A 19,624-nucleotide genomic window follows, 5' to 3' on the forward strand; every position below is an offset into this window, starting at 1 on the left:
CGGCGGGTGGCGCCGGGGACCGCGGGTACGGCTCACAACAGCAGCAGGTCGTGCAGCGCAGCCATGAGCAGCAGACACCCGATCACCGCAAGGAAGATCATCAGCGGTGGCTGGGAAAGGGCGAAGAGGCACCCGCGAGGCTCGTCCTGAGGTGGAGCGGCCTCGCTTTGAGTCGTGTCCAGCATCTCGCGCCGATGATGGCGCAAATACCGCTTGCCGCGCGATCAACACGCCCGGAATGAGCGGGAGTTCGCCGGATTCCGCGATGTCCGGTTCGAGTGATGATCACTTACGGACGTGCGGCGACCCACTGTGTCGTTTCAGTCCGGCACACGCAGGTCATATGCCGTGCTTCTTCAGGATGGCCTCGATGTCGCTGAAGTCGTCGCCGGCATCGGCTCGGGGTGCGGTCGCGGGCCGGGTCGACCGCCGGGAGCCCGGACCCAGCGAGGGCGCCGAGGCCTGCGGGGCCACCGCGTCGCGCTGCGGGGCGGAGCGGGTCCCCTTGCGCTCCTTGCCGGTGCCGCCCCGGCGGCGCTCCACGGCGCGGGTGGTCGAGAACAGCAGCCAGGACAGGCCGAGGACACCGAAGCCCGCCCAGGCGGTCGGGCTGAAGGCGGTGTCCGCCAGCCAGTCGACGACACCGGTCATCACCAGCCCCAGAGGGACCAGCGAGTACGCGGCGATGCGCGTGGCCGCGAGGAAACGCTTGCGGTACGCCGTGACCGCCGCGATGCCCAGGCCGGCCGCGGCGACGGCGGAACAGACGGTCTCGGCAATCATCCGGTCCTCCAGGCAGGCTGGGTCGGGTCAGGGGCACTTCGTCCCTTCCATCCTGCACCGTGGCAACCCCGCGCGGCCATGCCTGGCCGGGACATCAGGGACATCTCCGGGTCGCCTCCTCCGAAGGTGCCGGTGGAAGGCGTACGCCCCGGGCGACGCGCACCGAAGCCGGGAGCCCCTCTCGCCTCGAACCCGAACCCTGAACCGAAACCGACCGAACCCGAACCCGACAGCGACGGCGACGGCGACGGCGACGAAGTGCCAGGTCGGATTGGGGCGTGCGCGCCGGGGCTGGGAGACTTGGGCCATGAGCGACTCCTCCCCCGACCGTCCCGCCGCCGTCCTCGACGTCTGGTGCGAGCTGCAGTGCCCCGACTGCCGCGCCGCCCTGGACGATCTCCGTGCCCTGCGCGCCCGCTACGGCGACCGGCTGGAGCTGCGGCTGCGGCACTTCCCGCTGGAGAAGCACAAGCACTCCTTCGCCGCCGCGCAGGCCGCGGAGGAGGCGCTGGAGCAGGGGCAGGGCTGGGCGTACGTCGAGGCCGTGCTGGGCCGGGTCGAGGAGCTGGACCGTAAGGGGGAAGCCTTCCTGGTCGAGGCTGCCCGGGAACTCGGCCTGGACGCCGAGGAGTTCGACACCGCGCTGATCGACGGCCGGCACATCCTGATCGTCGACGCCGACCAGGCCGAGGGCAAGGCGATCGGCGTGACCGGCACCCCGACCTATGTGATCGGCGGCGAGCGCCTCGACGGCGGCAAGAGCCAGGAAGGGCTGCGCGAGCGCGTCGAGGAGATCGCGGACCGGCTGCTGGCCGAGCAGCCGGGCTCCTGACCGTCCGCTACAGCAGCGTCTTGTAGAAGGCGTACAGCGTCGTCTCGTAGCCGAGCGACTCGTAGAGCCGCTCGGCCGGGGTGTTGCCCGCGAAGACGTTGAGCCCGATGTCCCGGTGCCCGGCGAGGATCGCCTGCACCTCGGCCAGCAGCATCAGGGTGCGGCCGTGCCCCTTGCCCCGATGGGCCGCGGCGGTCTCGACGTCGTAGACGTAGGCAAGGTCCTCGCGTGCGCCGACCCACAGGGTACCCACCGGCGTCGCCTCGTGTTCGAGGACGCTCAGGAACGTGTCCGGCGTGCGAAGGCCCTCCGGCAGCAGCGCTGCATGGTCCCGCTCGGACTTGGCCCGGGCCTCGGCCTCCGGAACCCCGCGCTCGACCCAGCTGCGGATGTAGTCCTCATGGCTCTTGTCCAGCCAGGCCCCGTACTCCGCCTCCGTCATCGGCCGCGCCCGGCTGCCCGGCGGAAGATCGGGCGGGGTCTCACCGAGGGCCTTCGCCATGCCGCGGTTGCGTACGGCGTACCCGAGCGCCGTGACGAGACGCAGCGCGGGTACGGCGTCACCGGGCACGGTCGCCTCGATGCGCCGGCAGCCCCAGCCGCGCGCCACCTCCTCCGCGGCGAGGGCGGCCACGGTGCCCCGGCCGCGACGCCGGTCCGGTTCCTCGATCCGCAGCTGCGCTATCCGGGCCACCCCGTCACCGAAGACGGGATGCGTCCCGAGGTGAAGATCGCCCACGGGACGGCCGTTCACGCACACCTGATAGCGGCGCGAACGTGTCCCGTCGTCATTGTGCTGAAGCGGCTCGGTCGGCCGCAGGGTCGTGGTCATCAGGGGTGTTCTACCCACCGCGCCCGGCCTACGGCAGCTGATTTTCCCCCGCTCCTACGGATCCAGGTCCTCCCCGGACCGCTCGTCGAAGATCCGCATCGCCTTGGCGGTCACCGGGCCCGGCGCGCCCGGCAGTTCGCGCTCGTCGACACGGTGCACGGCCTGGACGTCCCGCAGGGTGGAGGTGAGGAAGACCTCCTCGGCCCGCGCCAGCACGTCCAGCGGCAGGTCGGTCTCCTTGGCGCCGGTCCACTCGATCGCCAACGCGCGCGTGATGCCCGCGAGGCAGCCCGAGGGGAGCGGCGGGGTGTGGATCTCGCCGTCCAGGACGACGAAGACGTTCGAGCCGGTGCCCTCGCACAGCTGCCCGACCGTGTTGCCGAACAGGGCCTCGGTGGCGCCCTGTTGGCGGGCGCGGGCGAGGGCGACGACGTTCTCGGCGTAGGAGGTGGTCTTCAGGCCGCTGAGCGCGCCCCGCTCGTTGCGCGTCCAGGGGACCGTGACCACGGCCGTGGAGTCGGGCCGGCGGGTGGTCTCGCCGAGGGCGACGACCAGGGTCGGGCCGTGTTCGCCGCGGTCGGAGCCGAGCGGGCCGTGGCCTCCGGTGTAGGTGATGCGCAGTCGGCCGAGCGGCATCGGATTCGCTTCCAGGACGGCGGCGCAGGCGCGGCGCACCTCGTCGTGGTCGGGCTCGGGCAGCCCGAGGCCGTGCGCCGAGCGCGTCAGCCGGTCGAGGTGCCGGGTCAGCGCGAACGGACGGCCGTCCACGGCCTTCACCGTCTCGAAAATGCCGTCCCCCACGGTCAGCCCGTGGTCGAAGACGGAGACACGGGCGGACTCTATGTCCTGCAGCCCGCCGTCGAGCCAGATCCTCACGATTGCAGTCCCTCTCCACTCACCACGTTCACCCCCGACGCTACCGCGAGCAGTCGCGACGCCTTCAGTTCGGTCTCCCGCCACTCCCCCTCGGGGTCCGACCCCCAGGTGATCCCCGCGCCGGTACCGAACCGCAGCACGCCATCGCCCCGGTCGATCCAGAAGGTACGTATCCCGACGGCCAGCTCGCCGACACCCCGGTCGGCGTCGACCCACCCGACGCCACCGCAGTACGGCCCACGGGGCGCCGTCTCCAACGCGTCGATGATCCGCAGGGCACTGGACTTCGGCGCACCGGTCACGGACCCCGGCGGGAAGGCGGCGTCGAGCAGCTCGGGCCACCCGGCGCCGGAACGCAGCTCGCCGTGCACGGTCGACACCAGATGGACGAGCCCCGGATGCTTCTCCACCGCGCACAGATCGGGCACGGTCACAGTCCCGGTGGCACACACCCGCCCGATGTCGTTGCGCACCAGGTCCACGATCATCACGTTCTCGGCGTAGTCCTTCTCCAGCAGGTCCGCCTCGGTGCGTCCGGTGCCCTTGATCGGTCCGGACTCGACGACACGCCCGTCACGCCGCAGGAAGAGCTCGGGAGAAGCGGTGGCGATCTCGACGCCGTGTTCCGGTAGCCGGATCGTTCCTGCGTACGGCGCCGGGTTGCCCCGGGCCAACAGCGCGGTCAGGGCGTCCACGTCGGCGCCGGGCCCGATCGGTGCGCTCAGCACCCGGCACAGATTCGCCTGATAGACCTCGCCGGCCGCGATGTACTCACGGATGCGCCTTACGCCCGCCGTGTACGCGGCGCGGTCGAGCGAGGACGTCCAGTCACCGGCCGCCGGGCCCACCCACTCCCCCGGCACCGGGGCGGGCACGGGCTCCTCCCGTACGTCCTGGAAGCGGGCGCAGGTCAGACCGCCCTCGAAGTCGGCGCAGACAGCCCAGAAGCCGCCGGAGTCCAGTGCCGCGGGGTCGCTGGTGACATCGAGGAGGCCGGTGGCGACTCGGGCGCCGAATCGGGCGAGAGGAGGGAGGTCGAGCACGCAGTCGAGTCTATGGCGGGTGTCCCGCGAGTGACCTGGCCATGTCCCTTCGAGGACCTTCATCGGGTCCCTGAGCAGGTGCAGCGCAGCACGCTGCACAAACGCGTTTTTGTGCTGGCCCCGGAATCCGCTAGAGTTCAACTCGTCGCCGGGCCGCGGGAGCGGATCGAAACGACAAGCGGACGTAGCTCAGTTGGTAGAGCGCAACCTTGCCAAGGTTGAGGTCGCGAGTTCGAGCCTCGTCGTCCGCTCGATGGAAACAGGGGATCTTCCCGAGCCCCTGCACTCCTGGTGGAGTGGCCGAGAGGCGAGGCAACGGCCTGCAAAGCCGTCTACACGGGTTCAAATCCCGTCTCCACCTCCAAGGACGATTAGCTCAGCGGGAGAGCGCTTCCCTGACACGGAAGAGGTCACTGGTTCAATCCCAGTATCGTCCACTGGATCTTCGACAGATCATCGAAGGTCTGACCCGCGCGATTAGCTCAGCGGGAGAGCGCTTCCCTGACACGGAAGAGGTCACTGGTTCAATCCCAGTATCGCGCACGCAGCATCCCGTGATCGTCCGCTCGACGGTCGATCACGGTCCCGAGGACGATTAGCTCAGCGGGAGAGCGCTTCCCTGACACGGAAGAGGTCACTGGTTCAATCCCAGTATCGTCCACACACCGAAGCCCCCGGTCGATGACCGGGGGCTTCATCGTGCCTGGCGCGGCTCAGCTGGAGAACAGCATGTGGCCGAAGCTCTTGTGACGCTTGTGGCCGTAGTGACCGCCGTGGTGGCCGCCGTGCTGGGCACCCCAGGCCGGGGCCTGCGGAGCGGCCGGGTACGCCTGCGGGGCTGGCGGGGGCGGCGGGGCGGGCTGGGACCACTGGGACTCCATACGGGCCAGCGCCTCCAGCTCGCCGTAGTCGAGAAAGATCCCGCGGCAGCCACTGCACTGCTCGATCTGAACGCCGTTGCGGTTGTACGTGTGCATCGGCGCATGGCACTTCGGACACTGCATGGTCGGCTCAACTCCTCGCCGGTCGGTCCTGCTTCGCGTATCGCCAGGACAGACTCTGTCCGGCGGCAGTCGGTTGCACCCTACTTTGCGTATCCGTGAGCCAACTCAGGGGGGACGGACCGCATTCGGTCACAGGCGTCGACGAGAGACTGCTCGACCTCGTCGAGGAGCCGGCCCTCCGCCGCCGCCTTGGTGATCGCCCGGGCCGCGGTCTGCACGGTCAGCGCGCGGGCCGGCACGTCCAGCGCGGGCCAGGGGTCACCCTCGGCGGGGACAGCCGGACCTCCGGCGGCACGGTACGCGGCCAGGAAGCGGTCCCACTCCTCGGGCGAGAGCAACCCACAGGCGTACCAGGCGGCCGGTCGGCCCAGATCCCAGGCCGGTACGCCTACGCCGAGATCGTCGACGTCTATGAGCAGCCAGGGTCCGTCCGGGACCGGGTGACGGACGAGTTGGCCGAGGTGCAGGTCGCCGTGGCAGAGGGTGACGGCGTCGGGCTGGGGGGCCTCGGCGCGGGCCCAGGCGGGGAGGTCGTCCCAGGCGCGGAGCACGGAGGCGGTGCCGACGGTCCCCGCTGCGTCGGCGGCGGCCCGGAGACGGGAGACGGCGAGGGCGGCCTTGACGGGGCCGCGCATCGGGGGCAGCGGAGCGGGGGCGGGGGTTCGGTGGAGGCGGGCGAGCAGGGTTGCGGCCGCTTCCCAGGGGGCCGCGTCGGGATCTTCCGGGTCCACCGGGGTGCCGTACGGCCAGAAGGTCACCAGGCGGCCGTGCAGGTCGACGGGGTTCGGGCTGAGCGGGGGCAGGAGGAGGCCGGGGAGGTGTGCGGCGGCGGTGAGGCGGGGGGTGAGGTCGGCGGCGGTGACGTCCGGGGCGTGAGCCTTGGCGACCGTGTCGACGTGCCGGACGACGGTGACGTCGGGGCGGTCGGCGAGCGTGACCGTTGCTCCGCAGGGACAGGCGGACGTGCGTGAGTGGGCCGCGACCTCGGCTCGTGCGGTGAGGTCGGGCAGGAGGGGGTTGGGGGTCACTGGGGTCCCTTGGGTGCGGATGCTTTGCGGCGAGAGTACGCGGGGCCCACGACCGGCGGGATGACTCCGTCGACCGGGGTGGATCACCAGGCGCCGCTCTCGGGCACTCCGGCGTTGAGGCGGGCGCAGCCGGGGCCTGCAGCCCTCGGCCTCCCCGCTTGGGCCCTGATGGGGCCCCGCCCTCAAACGCCGGACGGGCTGAATGATGCAGGCCGCCGCCAAGACATGCTCGTAGCATGAGCGGCCCCCGCGGACAGGAACGAGCGCCCGCAGGCATCCCCGGCCCAAGCGCCGGAGGCACCCGCACAGGCGCCGCCGGACAAAAACAATGCCGGCGCAGCTCCCCAGCTGCGCCGGCATCTGTGCCGTCCGCCGCACCCCCGTCCCCACGGGGTTTCATGGGTGGATGTCCCCGCCCGGACCGCTCTTCCGGGCCTGGGGTCGCCGCTCAGCGCCCCAGCATCACGCCCACGGACGACGCCTGTGTGGCCACTGTCTCCCAGCCGTCGAAGACGAGGAGGAGAAGGGCCGCCAGGGGAAGGGCCATGAGCGTCGCCACCAGGGGGTGGCGGCGTCCCTGACGGCGGGGGCGCAGCAAGGTGCGCTCCTGCATGCGGATCATCGTCCGCGGTGCCGTCTGAGCCATGGTCCCTCTCCTGACCTGTGTCAGTTGTCGTTGGCAGCGGCGGGTGTCTGACCTCGGGGGACGAGTGCTGCACCCGCCGCTTGACTTCAAATCTAGGCGTGCGACCACCCCGGCACGTCATGCCCTCGTACCGATTACCGGGCCTCCCGGAGGATGAGCCGTCACCTGCGAAGTACTCCCCTGGGTGGAGACGAGGTCCTAGGTCTCGGGGTCTTCCCGGAGGGGAAGCCCGGTGTGCCCTGCTTTCTCCGGGATCCCCTCCGGGCCCTCTCGGCGCTTCTCTAGGCGCCGGTTTCCGAGCTGTCCTCCCGCGGCACGGGCTGCTCGACCAGGGCCAGCACCCGGTTCGCCATGAAACGGGCCGTACGCACGACGGACCCGTTTCTCGTGACTTCGCTCACTTCCACGACACCACGCCGTACCGCCGTCTCCACCCGGCGGCCCGCCCTGCTCGCCACCACCTCATAGGTACGCGTCGTGTCCCCGGCGTCCACCACTATCTCCACGCGATCACCCTTCACGGGCCCAATCCCCCTTCTGTGACGGCTGGTTGGGAGCCCGAACAGGCATAAGTCGCCCTGCTCACCCACCCTCTGACCACCCTTCAAGTCTCCCACCCACCACTGACAATCCATCGGCCCGAGAGGGCGCGGCCTCTGCGCACGGCGGCCCGTGGAAACGTAAGCTGTGGCTCGTCAGACGGACCGGGCAGCGGGGATGAACATGGCGATGATGCGCCTGAGGCGCGAGGACCCGCGCGTCGTCGGCTCGTTCAGGCTTCACAGACGGCTGGGCGCGGGCGGCATGGGCGTCGTCTACCTGGGCTCCGACAAGAAGGGGCAGCGGGTCGCGCTGAAGGTGATCCGGCCCGACCTGGCGGAGGATCAGGAGTTCCGGTCGCGCTTCGCCCGTGAGGTCTCGGCGGCGCGGCGGATTCGCGGTGGCTGCACGGCCCGGCTGGTCGCCGCCGACCTGGAGGCGGAGCGTCCCTGGTTCGCCACGCAGTACGTGCCCGGCCCCTCACTGCACGACAGGGTCGCCGACGCGGGTTCGCTCGGCGCGGCGGAGGTCGCCGCCATCGGCGCCGCCCTGTCCGAGGGGCTGGTCGCGGTGCACGAGGCCGGCGTGGTGCACCGGGATCTGAAGCCCTCCAACATCCTGCTGTCCCCCAAGGGCCCGCGGATCATCGACTTCGGCATCGCCTGGGCGACGGGGGCCTCGACCCTCACCCACGTCGGCACGGCGGTCGGCTCCCCCGGCTTCCTCGCCCCGGAGCAGGTGCGCGGCGCCGCCGTCACCCCGGCCACGGACGTCTTCTCCCTCGGCGCCACCCTCGCCTATGCCTCGATGGCCGACTCGCCCTTCGGGCACGGCAGTTCAGAAGTCATGCTGTACCGCGTCGTACACGAGGAACCTCAGCTGAACGGCGTACCGGACGCACTGGCTCCGCTGGTACGGGCGTGTCTGGCGAAGGACCCGGAGGAGCGGCCCAGCACGCTGCAGCTGTCGCTGCGTCTCAAGGAGATCGCGGCCCGGGAGGCGCAGGGCCTCTCCGACGTACGCCCGCCCGCGCCGCGCTCCGCCGAGACGGACCGCCCGACCGGGCGGCTCGCCGACACGTTCGGGGACCAGCAGCGCGTCCAGCGACGCGGTCAGGGCGCTCCCCCGCAGCGCGGCATCGGCATGCCCCGCAACGGCGGCGCCTCGCGTGGGCCCGGTCCCGCGCGCGACGCGGCGGCGTCCAGGGGCGGTGGCCCTCCGCAGAGCGGTACGGCGTCGTCCCGGTCCGGGACCCGGCCGGTGCCCCCCGCACGGTCCGGCCCGCGCTCGGGCAACGGCAACCGACCCGCCCCGCGCAGCGGCACCGCCCGTCCGGCGCCCCGGAACACGGGGACCGGCCGACGGCCCGCCAACCCGCAGCTGCTGCGGCAGCGGCTGTTCGTGTTCGTCGTGGTGACCCTGCTCGTGGCGCTCGGCATCGCCGCTGCTCAGGGCTGCCAGGGGCCGGACCGTGGGCTCGGCGACGACAAGGATGTCGTGCGGCGGCAGGAGAACGTGGAGCAGGGCTACTCGCCGGCGGACGGGGATCTGAAGTCCGATCGGTACGAGACGACGTTCGACATCTCGGATTAGCCGTCATCTCCGAGTAGCCGCCATCTGCGAGTGGCCGTCCGGCCGCACAGCCGCCCCGGCGTCACAGGGCGGGCAGGATCCGTTCGAAGAACTCCCGGTCGCCGTCGAAGACGGGGTCCAGGGTCTGGAACTCCTCCGGTGTGACCCAGCGGGCCTCGGCGACCTCGTGCGGGTCGGGGACCAGCTCTCCGGTGTCGGCGCGGGCCGTCCACCAGTGGAGCCGGAAGCGGCCGTCGTCCGTCTCGGACTCCCAGACCTTCGCCAGGGGCACCACGGTGAGGCCGACCTCCTCGTGGACCTCGCGGACGACGGCCTCCCGCTGGGTCTCCCCCGGCTCGACCTTGCCGCTGAGCGGCTGCCAGTAGCCGGGGCGTGCGACGGCGGGGCCGCGGCGGATGGCGAGGACGCGGTCGGCGCGCAGCAGGACCGCGACGATCGCCTCGCGCTGCGCCATCGCCGCGGGCCCTAGATCTGGGGGCGGCCGGTGGCCACCGCGTAGAAGGCGACCGCGGCCGCCGCCCCGACGTTGAGGGAGTCGACGCCGTGGGACATCGGGATGCGCACCCATTCGTCGGCGGCGACCAGGGCCTGGGTGGAGAGGCCGTCACCTTCGGCGCCGAGCATGAGGGCGACCCGGTCCATCCGGTGCGGGGCGGCCTCGTCGAGGGTCTTGGCCTTCTCGTCGGGGGTGAGGGCGAGAAGGTTGAAGCCTGCCTCGCGGACCGATTCGAGGCCCTTGGGCCAGGTGTCCAGGCGGGCGTACGGCACGGAGAAGACCGCGCCCATGGAGACCTTGACGCTGCGGCGGTACAGCGGGTCGGCGCAGTCCGGCGAGAGCAGGACCGCGTCCATGCCGAGGGCCGCCGCCGAGCGGAAGATGGCGCCGATGTTGGTGTGGTCGTTGACCGACTCCATGACCACCACCCGGCGGGCGGAGCGAAGCAGTTCGGTGGCGGTCGGGAGCGGCTTGCGCTGCATCGACGCGAGGGCGCCGCGGTGCACGTGGTAGCCGGTGACCTGCTCGGCGAGGTCCGGGCTGACCGCGTACACCGGGGCCGGGAGCTCGTCGATGACGTCGCGCATGACGTCGACCCACTTGGCGGAGAGCAGCATCGACCGCATCTCGTAGCCGGCTTCCTTGGCCCGTCTGATGACCTTCTCGCCCTCGGCGATGAACAGGCCCTCGGCCGGTTCGCGCTTGCGACGCAGGTCGACGTCGGTCAGGCCCGTGTAATCGCGCAGGCGCGGGTCGGCGGGGTCATCGACGGTGATGAGATCGGCCACAGGGTGATACTGCCTTGTCCTGGGTGCGGTGCCAACGGCTTGGCACGGTCGGGTTACCCGCGGTTACGCGGCGGGCTCAGGCGGAGGGGTTCGGTCCGACGTTCACGACCTGGCCGATGACGATGACCGCCGGCGGCTTCACCTCGTGGGCGAGCACCGTTTCGGCGACCGTGGCGAGGGTCGCGTCGACCCGGCGCTGGGCGGCCGTCGTGCCCTCCTGGACCAGGGCGACCGGTGTGTCCGGGGACTTGCCGTGCGCGACGAGCGTCTCGGCGACCTTCCCGATCGTGCCGACGCCCATGAGGATCACCAGTGTGCCGGTCAGCTTGGCGAGCGACGGCCAGTCGACCAGGGAACGCTCGTCGTCGGGGGCGATATGGCCGCTGACCACGGTGAACTCGTGGGCGACGCCCCGGTGGGTGACCGGGATGCCCGCAGCACCCGGGACCGAGATCGAGCTGGAGATGCCGGGCACGACCGTGCACGGGACACCGGCCTCGGCCAGCGCCTGGACCTCCTCCATACCCCGTCCGTAGACGAAGGGGTCGCCGCCCTTGAGCCGGACGACCGACTTGCCCTGCTGGGCGTACTCGATCAGCGCGTTGTTGATGGCCTCCTGGGCCATGAAGCGGCCGTACGGCAGCTTTGCCGCGTCGATCACCTCGACGCTGGAGGGCAGCTCGGCGAGCAGGTCGCGCGGGCCCAGGTGGTCGGTGATGACGACATCGGCCTCGGCGAGCAGACGCCGGCCGCGCACGGTGATCAGGTCGGGGTCGCCGGGGCCGCCGCCGACCAGGGCCACTCCGGGCGTACGGGTGCGGTGGTGCGGGGCCACGAGGGTGCCGTCGCGCAGGCCCTCGACGACCGCGTCGCGGATGGCGGCGGTGTGGCGGGGGTCGCGGCCCCGGGCGTCCGTGGTGAGGACGGCCACGGTGACGCCCTCGCTGTGGCCGGTGGCCGGGGTCCAGGCGGTCGCGGCGTCGGCGTCGTCGGAGCGGACGCACCAGACGCGGTGCTGCTCCGCCTCGGCCGAGGCCCGGGTGTTCGCCTCCGTGTCGCCGGTGGCGATCAGGGCGTACCACGCGTCCGAGAGGTCGCCTTCCTCGTACGTCCGCTTCTGCCAGGTGATCTCGCCCGCGTCCGCCATGGCCTGGACGGAAGGGGTGACCTCGGGGGACACAAGGAGGACGTCCGCGCCCGCCGCGATCAGGGCCGGGAGGCGGCGCTGGGCCACCTGGCCGCCACCGAGTACGACGACGCGGCGACCGGTGAGACGGAGGCCCACGGGGTAGGCGGGGTGTTCGGCCATGAGGTGCGGCTCCTCGGACAGGCGTGCGGTGGGCGCTACGGCTCTGGAGCGGCCCTGACGTGCGGATTTTAGATTGCGTTCAGCGTAAGGCGGGGGTGGGGTGGGCGCGACGGTGCGCGTATCCACCCCACCCCCGGTCCCGGTCTACTTCTCCGTGACGCCCGCGGAGTCGAACGTCGCCACCTCGTGCATCGCCCGCGCCGTGCTCTGCACCAGCGGCAGGGCCAGCAGCGCGCCCGTGCCCTCGCCGAGGCGGAGGTCCAGGTCGACCAGGGGACGCAGGCCGAGCTTGTTCAGGGCGGCCACATGGCCGGGCTCGGCGCTGCGGTGGCCCGCGATGCAGGCGGCCAGGACCTCGGGGGCGATGGCGCGGGCCACCAGGGCGGCGGCGCCGGCGCTGACGCCGTCCAGGATCACCGGCGTCCGCAGGGATGCGCCGCCCAGCAGGAGCCCGACCAGCGCGGCGTGTTCGAAACCGCCGATCGCCGAGAGGACGCCGATGGGGTCGGCGGGGTCGGGCTGGTGGACCTCGATGGCGCGGCGGACGACCTCGGTCTTGCGGGCGAGGGTCTCGTCGTTGATGCCGGTGCCACGGCCGGTGACCTCGGCCGGGTCCGTGTCCGTGAAGACGGAGATGAGCGCGGCCGACGCCGTCGTGTTGGCGATGCCCATCTCACCCGTCAGCAGCGCCTTGTTGCCGGCCGCCACCAGGTCGCGGGCGGTCTCGATGCCGACCTCGATGGCCTGCTTGGCCTCCTCGCGGGTCATCGCGGGGCCGGTCGTCATGTCGGAGGTGCCCCCGCGGACCTTGCGGGGCAGCAGGCCGGGGGTGGCCGGGAGGTCGGCCGCGACGCCGACGTCCACCACGCACACCTCGGCGCCCACCTGGCCCGCGAAGGCGTTGCAGACCGCTCCGCCGCCCAGGAAGTTGGCGACCATCTGGGCCGTCACCTCCTGGGGCCAGGGGGTGACGCCCTGGGCGTGCACGCCGTGGTCGCCGGCGAAGATCGCGACGGCGGCGGGCTCGGGGATCGGCGGCGGGCACTGCCGGGACAGGCCGGACAGCTGCGCGGAGATGATCTCCAGCATGCCGAGCGCACCGGCCGGCTTGGTCATGCGCTTCTGCCGCTCCCAGGCCTCGCCGAGCGCCTTGGCGTCCAGCGGGCGGATCTGGGCGACGGTCTCGGCGAGCAGGTCGTGCGGCTCTTCGCCGGGCAGGGCGCGACGGCCGTACGTCTCCTCGTGGACGACCCACGACAGCGGGCGGCGCTTGGACCAGCCGGCCTGCATCAGCTCGGGCTCGTCCGGGAACTCGTCGACGTACCCGACACACAGGTAGGCGATGACTTCGAGGTGCTCGGGCAGCCCCAGCGCACGCACCATCTCGCGCTCGTCGAAGAAGCTGACCCAGCCGACGCCCAGGCCCTCGGCGCGGGCGGCGAGCCAGAGGTTCTCGACGGCGAGCGCGGCGGAGTACGGCGCCATCTGCGGCTGGGTGTGCCGGCCGAGGGTGTGGCGGCCGCCGCGGGTCGGGTCGGCGGTGACGACGATGTTCACGGGGGTGTCGAGGATGGCCTCGATCTTCAGTTCCTTGAACTGCTTGGCCCGGCCCTTGGGGAGGGACTTCGCGTACGCCTCGCGCTGGCGCTGGGCCAGTTCGTGCATCGTGCGCCGGGTCTCGCCGGAGCGGATGACGACGAAGTCCCAGGGCTGCGAGTGGCCCACGGAGGGCGCGGTGTGGGCTGCCTCCAGGACGCGGAGCAGCACCTCGTGCGGGATCGGGTCGCTGCGGAAGCCGTTGCGGATGTCGCGGCGCTCGCGCATGACCTTGAGGACGGCCTCGCGCTCGGCGTCGTCGTATGCGGGCGCGGCGGGGCCGGTGGACTGACGTGCTTCTTCCACTGCGGCCGTGCTCTCTTCTTGGGGGTCTTCCTGGTCGGCGGCCCGGGTGTCCAGGTCCTCCGCGTGCTGTACGACGTCGGGGTCGCCCTCGCGCGGTGCGGGCACCGTGGCGACGGCGGCCGGTGCCTCCTCCACGGGGAGGACGATCGGCTGCGGCGGGGTCGGCGCGAGGTGCGGCGTGGTCGGCACCGAGCCCTCGACCGGCACGAACTGGCCCACGGGCGTGGGCTCCAGGGGGGCGCCGGACGGGAGGGCGTCCGGCTGGGCCGGTGCGGCCTGGTCCTCGGGGGCCGGCGCCGACTGGGCCGCGGGCTGGAGCTGCGGCCCGGCGGGCTCGGCGACGAACGGCTCGGGGGCCTCGGCCGGTACGGCGTCCGCCGGGACCGGCTGCGGGGCGGGGCTGGAGGCGTCGGGGCCCGAGGGGTCCGGGACGGCGGCCACGGCGAGCGGCTGAGGGGCCTCGGCCGATTCGGCGGTCACCTCCTGGGGCTGCTCTGCGTCCGGCATCTGGGCCGCGGGTTCCGCCATGTGGGCCTCCGCTTCGGGGGCGGTCGCACTCGCGGCCACCGCCTGTGCCGCGACGGCCGCGTCGGCGGGGACGACGGCGGGAGCGTCGTCCTGCGCCGGCTGCTGGGATTGCGCGAGTTCCGGGGCCGCCACGGCGTCGGGAACCGGCTGCGGGTCCTGAGCCGCCGCCTCCACCGGAACGGAGGGCTCGGGCTGCTGCTGGGCGGCCTCGGCCTGCTCGACGTCCCCGGCTTGCGGAGCCGGTTCGGGGGCTACGGCGACGGAGGCGTCCTGAGTGGGCTGCGGGGCCTGGCCGACGGGCTCGGCGTCCGCGGGCCGGGGGGCCTGCGCTGCTTCGGGGGCCGTCGGGTCGGGGACGGCTTCCGGGGTCGGCTGGACCTGAGCCGGGGCGGCGACGACGTCCTGGGCCGCAGCCTGGGGGACCTCGGCGACGGGCAGGGCCTCAGGTGCCTGGGGGACCTCGCCGACGGGGAGCGCCTCAGGTGCCTGGGCGACCTCGGGCGCGGGCGCGTCGGCGACCTGGGCGGGGGCCCCGGGCGCGGCTGCGTCGACAACCGGGGCGGCCTCGGGGGTCTGCTCCGCGTCGGCGGCGGGCGCCTCGGGCAGCTGCGCGGGCTCGGGAGCGGGCGCTGCCACGGCCTCAACGGCTTCCGGAACGGGCACCGCCGCAACCTCAACAGCCTCAGCCGCAGGCACCGCAACGGCCTCAACGCCCCCAGGAACCGGCACCGCCGCAACCTCAACAGCCTCAGCCGCAGGCACCGCAACGGCCTCAACAGCTTCCGCAACGGGCACCGCCGCGACCTCAACAGCCTCAGCAGCGGGCACCGCAACGGCCTCAACGCCCCCAGGAACCGGCACCGCGACAGCCTCAACGGCCTCGGCAGCGGGTGCCTCGGCGACCTCCGCCGCCTCAGCAGCAGCAAGTTCGGCATGCTGTGCGGCCTCAGGGGCAGGCACGGCCTCGCCGGTCTCCGCCACGGGAACCGCGGCGGCCTGGTCGCCCGCGACGGGAGCGGCCTCGGGGGCCTGCTCGGCCTCGGGCGCAGTGCCCTCAGCGGCCGTCGCGCCCTCCGTGACCGGAACGTCTTCCGCAGCCTGCTCGGGCTCGACGCCCTGGCCGGCCTCCGGGTCGGCCCCGTTCACCGGGACCTCCCCTCCCTCAGCACCGGGCGGATCGGCTGCCGGTACCTGTGCAGCGTCCGGCATCTCCCCGGCGCTCACGGCATGCCCCGTACCCGGAGCGTGACCGGCCGCCACGGCCGGGTCCACGGCGACGGCCGGCGCGGCGTGGGCGGCCTGCGGCACCTGGCCGCCGGGCACACCTTCGTGCGGCACCGGCACCTCGGCCACGGCAGCCTGCGGTACGTCGGAGTCGGCGGCCTGTGCGTCCGCGTCAACGGCCGGCGCGTCCGCCACCACGGCCGGAGCCGCCTGTGCCACACCCGCCGACTGCCCGGCCGGGACAACCGTTTCCGCAGTCTGCACCCCCGCGCCCACCGGCGCCGGAGCCTGAACCTGGGCGGCCTGCGCGGGCGCGCCCCACGGCGAGGCCGCCTGCGGAGCCGCCGCCTCGCGGTGCTGCGGGACGTCGAGGTACTCGGGGCCGGTCGCGCCGGGATGACGTGCGGGGACGCCGACGGCGCCGCGGTCGGCGAGAGAGCGGACCGGGCTGGCGGAGGCGTCCGGGATGGGCGGGCCGAGATGCAGCGGACGCCGCGGAGTGATCGGCGGGATCGGCGTCGTAGGAGCCGTCGGTCCCGGCACGCGGACGGCGCTGAGGTCGACCGAGCCGCTGTCGCGGCCGGAGATCTCATGGGCGTCCGGCTCGTGCAGGGTCTCGACGACCGGCTCCGGGGCGGGCGGGGCGACCTCGTTGCCCCAGGCACCCTGGGAGCCGGGCATCAACAGGTCTTCGTCCTCGGCGGTGGTCTCGGAGAGGTAGGTGTACGCACCGGGCGCCGCGGGGACGCCGGGCTGCTCCACCATGCCTGCGCTCTCCGGCAGTCCCTCGCCCGGGACCTGGCCGGTGTCGGTCATGCGTACCCCTCGCCCATCGGTTAGTGCTTCTACGACCAGCTCACCCGGGGACGGCGCACCGACCGCCCCGTAGTGAAGAACGAGCGTGCGTGCCCAGCGGCACGAACGACCCGTCCCAAAAAGGCGACAAAGCCATTGAGTGGCATTGTCGTGGCCATTCGGCCGTCGCGACAGGTTGATCCGCGACAGGTCGCTGTGGACTGCGCCACGTTGCGCGTCCTCCGGTTTCGCCGTACCACACGTACCCCAAACGGGGCGTGTTTTTCCGGACATTGACCGACGAAAAGTCGGGTGACCGAGTGCGGTACAACGATCGGCCAGCCTACCGCGCGCGGTACGACAACAGGATCACGGGGACGGGCGCACGGTCATACCGTGCGGTCGGGCAGCACGCCGCTGAGCAGGAAGGAGACCGTGCGCTCGCGCTCCGTCCAGGCCCGCGTGTCGAGTTCGACGGACTGCAGGAGGGCGCACTCGACGTCGTACCCGTGCGAGGTGAGGTCGCGGCCGATGAGTTCGGCGGCGTCACGGGTCGCGGCGTGGGTGACGATGCGCTGCGGGCGCCGGTCGGCGACGGCGGAGACGACGGCCGCTCCCCCGCCCCCGACGCGTACGACGTCCGGTTCCGGGAGGTTCTCCAGGATGTGCGGGGCGGCGCCCTGGACGATCTGCAGCTGGACCCCGAATTCGCGCGCGTTGGCCTCGGTGCGCTCGCAGGCCCGGGGGTCGTTGTCGACGGCGATGACGGCGGCGCCGGCCCGGGCGGCCTCGGTGGCGAAGGCGCCGCTGCCGCAGCCGATGTCCCACACGAGGTCGCCGACGCGCGGGCCGAGCCGGGTGAGTTGGGCGGAGCGCAGGGGTTCCAGTTCGCCCTCGCCCATGAGTCCGCCGTAGGACTTGGCCGGCAGGGTCCAGCCGCGCGGCGCCGCGGACGGGTCGCGGCCGGCGATCCATCCGCCGCCCTCCACCGCGGCCGCCTTGCCGCCGATGACGATGACGACGTTCGGGTCCCGCCAGATGTGGTCGGCGGCCTTGTCGGAGGTGACGACGGTGACCTGCTCGCGCTCGGTGCCCAGTTCCTCGCAGATCACGAAAGTGCGGTGGACGCCCTCAAGGAGCAGACCGAGTTCGGCGGGTCCGGCGCCCGGTGAGGTGAGGACGGCGACCTTGGTGTGGGCGCGGCACACGTTGACCGCGCGTCGCAGGGTGCGGCGGTGTGCGACGACCACCTGGGCGTCGTCCCAGGGCATGCCGGCCCGGGCGAAGGCGGCGGCGACCGAGGAGACGGCGGGGACGACCTCGACCTCCAGGCCGAACTCGGGTGCGCGCAGGGTGCGTACGACTCCGAAGAAGCCGGGGTCGCCGTCGGCGAGCACCACCGCGGTCCCGCGGTGGCCGGCGATACGACGCGCGGCGAGGGCGACGCTGCCGAGGCGGATGCGCTCGGCGGCGGGCGGCAGCTCGGGGAGCGCCAGGTGGTGGGCGGCACCGGCCACCAGCGTGGCGGCACCGAGGGCGGAGCGTGCCGCGGCGGTCAGTGGCGAGCCGTCCCAGCCGATCACCGTGACGCGGTCGGCCATCGTCGTCAGTCTCCAGGGTCAGCGCAGGTCGTCGTGGGGTCAGCCCCAGGGGCGGGCTCCGTGAGGGTACCTGGTCGCCGGGGTGGCTCCCTCGGTCCTCGTGGGTTGGATTCCCGTCAGTTCCACTCGCCGAACGAGGTGAAGCCGCCCGATTGGTCGCCGACGCCTTCCAGGTCCTCGGGCAGCAGGCTCCAGACGATGAGGTCGGTGCGGACGTCGGTCCACTCGCCGCTCCCGGTCCTGGTTCGGGCTATCCAGGCATTGCGCAGCACGCCCTCGCTGATACAGCCGATCTTCTGCGCCACCTGCTGGGAGGCGGTGTTGTCGGCGGCCGTGCGCAGTTCCAGGCGTTCGAACTTCTGGTCGTGAAAGAGCCACTGGGCGGTGGCCAGGGCGGCCTCGGAGGCATAGCCCTCGCCGCGGGCCCAGGGGGCGATGACGTAGGCGATCTCGCTGGAGCGAACGCGCCAGTTCGTGTTCTGCAGGTGCACGATGCCGACGAGGCGCTGGGTGAGGAACTCGCTGACGGCGAAGACGATGCCGCGGCCCTCGCTGCGTTCGGCCGGGGCGAGCCGGGTGATCCACTCGCGGGAATCCGCCTCGCTGTAGGGCTGCGGAGCGGATGTCCAGGCGGTGACCTGCTCGTCGTTCATCATCTCCGCCAGCTCGGGCACGTCGTCCTCGTCGAGGGGGCGCAGCACCAACCGCTCCGTGCTGATGGAGATGTTGGGGAAGGTGCTAGTCATGCGCCGCTCCGTAACCTTCGGAAAACCCGTCAGGGCCTGCTGAACTGCCCAGCATGCAGCATGAAAGCACTGAACTGCACCACGGGGTCCACACCAGGTGAAGGAGTGGACCCCGTGCGTGGCGATACGCGTTAAACGCACCGTCAGATAACGGTTGACCTCTTAGAACGCCGCGACGACCGCGCCGTCGTACTTGTCCTCGATGAACTTCTTCACCTCGGGCGAGGTGAGCAGCTTCGCGAGCTTCTTCACACGCGGGTCGTCCTCGTTGCCCTTCTTCACGGCGAGGAAGTTGCCGTACGGGTTGTCCTTGGGCGACTCGGCGGCGATGGCGTTCCTGGCCGGGCTGAGGTCGGCCTCCAGGGCGTAGTTGCCGTTGATGACGGCGGCGTCGACGTCGCCGAGGGAGCGCGGCAGCTGGGCCGCCTCAAGCTCCTTGAACTGGAGGTTCTTGGGGTTGGCGGCGATGTCCTTGGGGGTCGCCGAGTAGCCGGCGCCCGCCTTGAGCTTGATCACACCGTTGGCTTCGAGCAGCTTCAGCGCGCGGGCCTCGTTGGTGGTGTCGTTCGGCAGGGCGATCGTGGCGCCCTTCTCCAGGTCCGCGAGCTTCTTGACGCCCTGGGAGTACACGCCGAGCGGCTCCAGGTGCACCGTGGCGTTCGGCACGGCGACGATGTCGGTGCCGTTCTTCTTGTTGAAGTCGTCCAGGTACGGCTGGTGCTGGAAGTAGTTGGCGTCGACCTCACCCTGCTGGACGGCCGTGTTCGGCGTCACGTAGTCGGTGAACTCCTTGACCTCAAGTTCGAGGCCGGCCTTCTTCGCGAGGTTGTCCTTGACGTAGGCGAGGATCTCGCCCTGCGGGGTGGGCGTGGCGGCGACCTTCAGCGGGGCGCTCGCGTCGGAGCCGGAGTCCTTGTCCGAGCCGCACGCGGTGAGCCCGAGGGTGAGGGCTCCGGCGGCGAGGACGGCAGTGGTGATCTTGGCGGTGTTACGCACGAAAAGTGCCTTTCCTGATGGGTGGTGCGACCCCGACTTGGGTGTGCGGGGAGTACTGGGGG

The 19,624-nt window shown here is 72.3% G+C and carries 18 protein-coding genes and 5 tRNA genes; 7 read left to right on the forward strand and 16 right to left on the reverse strand.

Annotation, left to right across the window (positions count from 1 at the left end):
• Positions 1-32 precede the first annotated feature (32 nt).
• Positions 33-185, reverse strand: a complete 153-nt coding sequence (locus POF73_RS12220) for a hypothetical protein (RefSeq protein WP_004002639.1) — start codon at positions 183-185, stop codon at positions 33-35.
• Positions 186-339: 154 nt separating this feature from the next.
• On the reverse strand, positions 340-783 hold the full coding sequence (locus POF73_RS12225) for a hypothetical protein (protein WP_272114677.1): 444 nt from the start codon (positions 781-783) through the stop codon (positions 340-342).
• 307 nt (positions 784-1,090) lie between these two features.
• Between POF73_RS12225 and POF73_RS12230 the strand changes: the two genes are divergently transcribed.
• A complete protein-coding gene (locus tag POF73_RS12230; protein ID WP_272114678.1) occupies positions 1,091-1,615 on the forward strand; it encodes a DsbA family protein in 525 nt (174 codons plus the stop codon).
• Between the two features lie 7 nt (positions 1,616-1,622).
• On the opposite strand, the gene POF73_RS12235 is transcribed toward POF73_RS12230, so the two are convergent.
• The 3 genes from POF73_RS12235 to POF73_RS12245 are packed head-to-tail and all read right to left on the reverse strand — an operon-like array spanning position 1,623 to position 4,366.
• Positions 1,623-2,447 carry a GNAT family N-acetyltransferase gene (locus POF73_RS12235; RefSeq protein ID WP_272114679.1) on the reverse strand — a complete coding sequence of 275 codons (825 nt, stop codon included), beginning with the start codon at positions 2,445-2,447 and terminating at the stop codon, positions 1,623-1,625.
• 54 nt (positions 2,448-2,501) lie between these two features.
• Positions 2,502-3,323 carry an aminotransferase class IV gene (locus POF73_RS12240; protein WP_272114680.1) on the reverse strand — a complete coding sequence of 274 codons (822 nt, stop codon included), beginning with the start codon at positions 3,321-3,323 and terminating at the stop codon, positions 2,502-2,504.
• Positions 3,320-4,366 carry a chorismate-binding protein gene (locus POF73_RS12245; protein WP_272114681.1) on the reverse strand — a complete coding sequence of 349 codons (1,047 nt, stop codon included), beginning with the start codon at positions 4,364-4,366 and terminating at the stop codon, positions 3,320-3,322. The genes POF73_RS12240 and POF73_RS12245 overlap by 4 nt, the downstream gene beginning before the upstream one ends.
• A gap of 178 nt (positions 4,367-4,544) precedes the next feature.
• On the opposite strand from POF73_RS12245, the gene POF73_RS12250 reads away from it, so the two are divergent.
• The 5 genes from POF73_RS12250 (at position 4,545) to POF73_RS12270 (ending at position 5,027) form a co-directional block, all read left to right on the forward strand.
• Positions 4,545-4,617: transfer RNA gene (locus tag POF73_RS12250), tRNA-Gly, on the forward strand.
• Between the two features lie 39 nt (positions 4,618-4,656).
• Positions 4,657-4,730, forward strand: a tRNA-Cys gene (locus tag POF73_RS12255).
• Position 4,731: 1 nt separating this feature from the next.
• Positions 4,732-4,803: transfer RNA gene (locus tag POF73_RS12260), tRNA-Val, on the forward strand.
• A 34-nt stretch (positions 4,804-4,837) separates the two neighbouring features.
• A tRNA-Val gene (locus tag POF73_RS12265) sits at positions 4,838-4,909 on the forward strand.
• Positions 4,910-4,955: 46 nt separating this feature from the next.
• Positions 4,956-5,027, forward strand: a tRNA-Val gene (locus POF73_RS12270).
• Between the two features lie 52 nt (positions 5,028-5,079).
• On the opposite strand, the gene POF73_RS12275 is transcribed toward POF73_RS12270, so the two are convergent.
• The 4 genes from POF73_RS12275 to POF73_RS12290 all read right to left on the reverse strand — a co-directional run bounded on the left by POF73_RS12275 (position 5,080) and on the right by POF73_RS12290 (position 7,565).
• A complete protein-coding gene (locus POF73_RS12275; protein ID WP_272114682.1) occupies positions 5,080-5,370 on the reverse strand; it encodes a TFIIB-type zinc ribbon-containing protein in 291 nt (96 codons plus the stop codon).
• Between the two features lie 80 nt (positions 5,371-5,450).
• Positions 5,451-6,398, reverse strand: a complete 948-nt coding sequence (locus POF73_RS12280; RefSeq protein WP_272114683.1) for a phosphotransferase family protein — start codon at positions 6,396-6,398, stop codon at positions 5,451-5,453.
• 448 nt (positions 6,399-6,846) lie between these two features.
• The gene (locus POF73_RS12285; RefSeq protein ID WP_272114684.1) at positions 6,847-7,044 is read right to left on the reverse strand and encodes a hypothetical protein; all 198 of its coding nucleotides are present in this window, start codon (positions 7,042-7,044) and stop codon (positions 6,847-6,849) included.
• Positions 7,045-7,325: 281 nt separating this feature from the next.
• Positions 7,326-7,565: a hypothetical protein gene (locus POF73_RS12290; protein ID WP_272114685.1), complete on the reverse strand. Its 240-nt coding sequence runs from the start codon at positions 7,563-7,565 to the stop codon at positions 7,326-7,328.
• Positions 7,566-7,761: 196 nt separating this feature from the next.
• Here POF73_RS12290 and POF73_RS12295 point away from each other — a divergent pair, with 196 nt between their 5' ends.
• Complete coding sequence (locus tag POF73_RS12295; protein WP_272114834.1) at positions 7,762-9,177, forward strand: serine/threonine-protein kinase; 1,416 nt, start codon at positions 7,762-7,764, stop codon at positions 9,175-9,177.
• Positions 9,178-9,238: 61 nt separating this feature from the next.
• On the opposite strand, the gene POF73_RS12300 is transcribed toward POF73_RS12295, so the two are convergent.
• The 7 genes from POF73_RS12300 to POF73_RS12330 form a co-directional block, all read right to left on the reverse strand.
• Positions 9,239-9,631, reverse strand: coding sequence for an NUDIX domain-containing protein (locus POF73_RS12300; protein ID WP_272114687.1), 393 nt, complete (start codon positions 9,629-9,631; stop codon positions 9,239-9,241).
• A gap of 11 nt (positions 9,632-9,642) precedes the next feature.
• Positions 9,643-10,461, reverse strand: a complete 819-nt coding sequence (locus tag POF73_RS12305; RefSeq protein ID WP_272114688.1) for a TrmH family RNA methyltransferase — start codon at positions 10,459-10,461, stop codon at positions 9,643-9,645.
• Positions 10,462-10,537: 76 nt separating this feature from the next.
• Positions 10,538-11,770 carry a uroporphyrinogen-III C-methyltransferase gene (gene cobA, locus POF73_RS12310; RefSeq protein WP_272114689.1) on the reverse strand — a complete coding sequence of 411 codons (1,233 nt, stop codon included), beginning with the start codon at positions 11,768-11,770 and terminating at the stop codon, positions 10,538-10,540.
• Between the two features lie 144 nt (positions 11,771-11,914).
• Complete coding sequence (cobT, locus tag POF73_RS12315) at positions 11,915-16,240, reverse strand: nicotinate-nucleotide--dimethylbenzimidazole phosphoribosyltransferase (protein WP_272114690.1); 4,326 nt, start codon at positions 16,238-16,240, stop codon at positions 11,915-11,917.
• A 368-nt stretch (positions 16,241-16,608) separates the two neighbouring features.
• On the reverse strand, positions 16,609-17,820 hold the full coding sequence (gene cbiE, locus POF73_RS12320; RefSeq protein WP_272114691.1) for a precorrin-6y C5,15-methyltransferase (decarboxylating) subunit CbiE: 1,212 nt from the start codon (positions 17,818-17,820) through the stop codon (positions 16,609-16,611).
• A 116-nt stretch (positions 17,821-17,936) separates the two neighbouring features.
• Positions 17,937-18,566 (reverse strand): GNAT family N-acetyltransferase, encoded by a 630-nt coding sequence (locus POF73_RS12325; protein ID WP_272114692.1) that lies wholly within the window; start codon positions 18,564-18,566, stop codon positions 17,937-17,939.
• Positions 18,567-18,728: 162 nt separating this feature from the next.
• Positions 18,729-19,562 (reverse strand): MetQ/NlpA family ABC transporter substrate-binding protein, encoded by an 834-nt coding sequence (locus POF73_RS12330; RefSeq protein WP_272114693.1) that lies wholly within the window; start codon positions 19,560-19,562, stop codon positions 18,729-18,731.
• Positions 19,563-19,624 lie beyond the last annotated feature (62 nt).

The organism is Streptomyces sp. HD (assembly GCF_028369295.1).
Classification (GTDB): Bacteria; Actinomycetota; Actinomycetes; order Streptomycetales; family Streptomycetaceae; genus Streptomyces.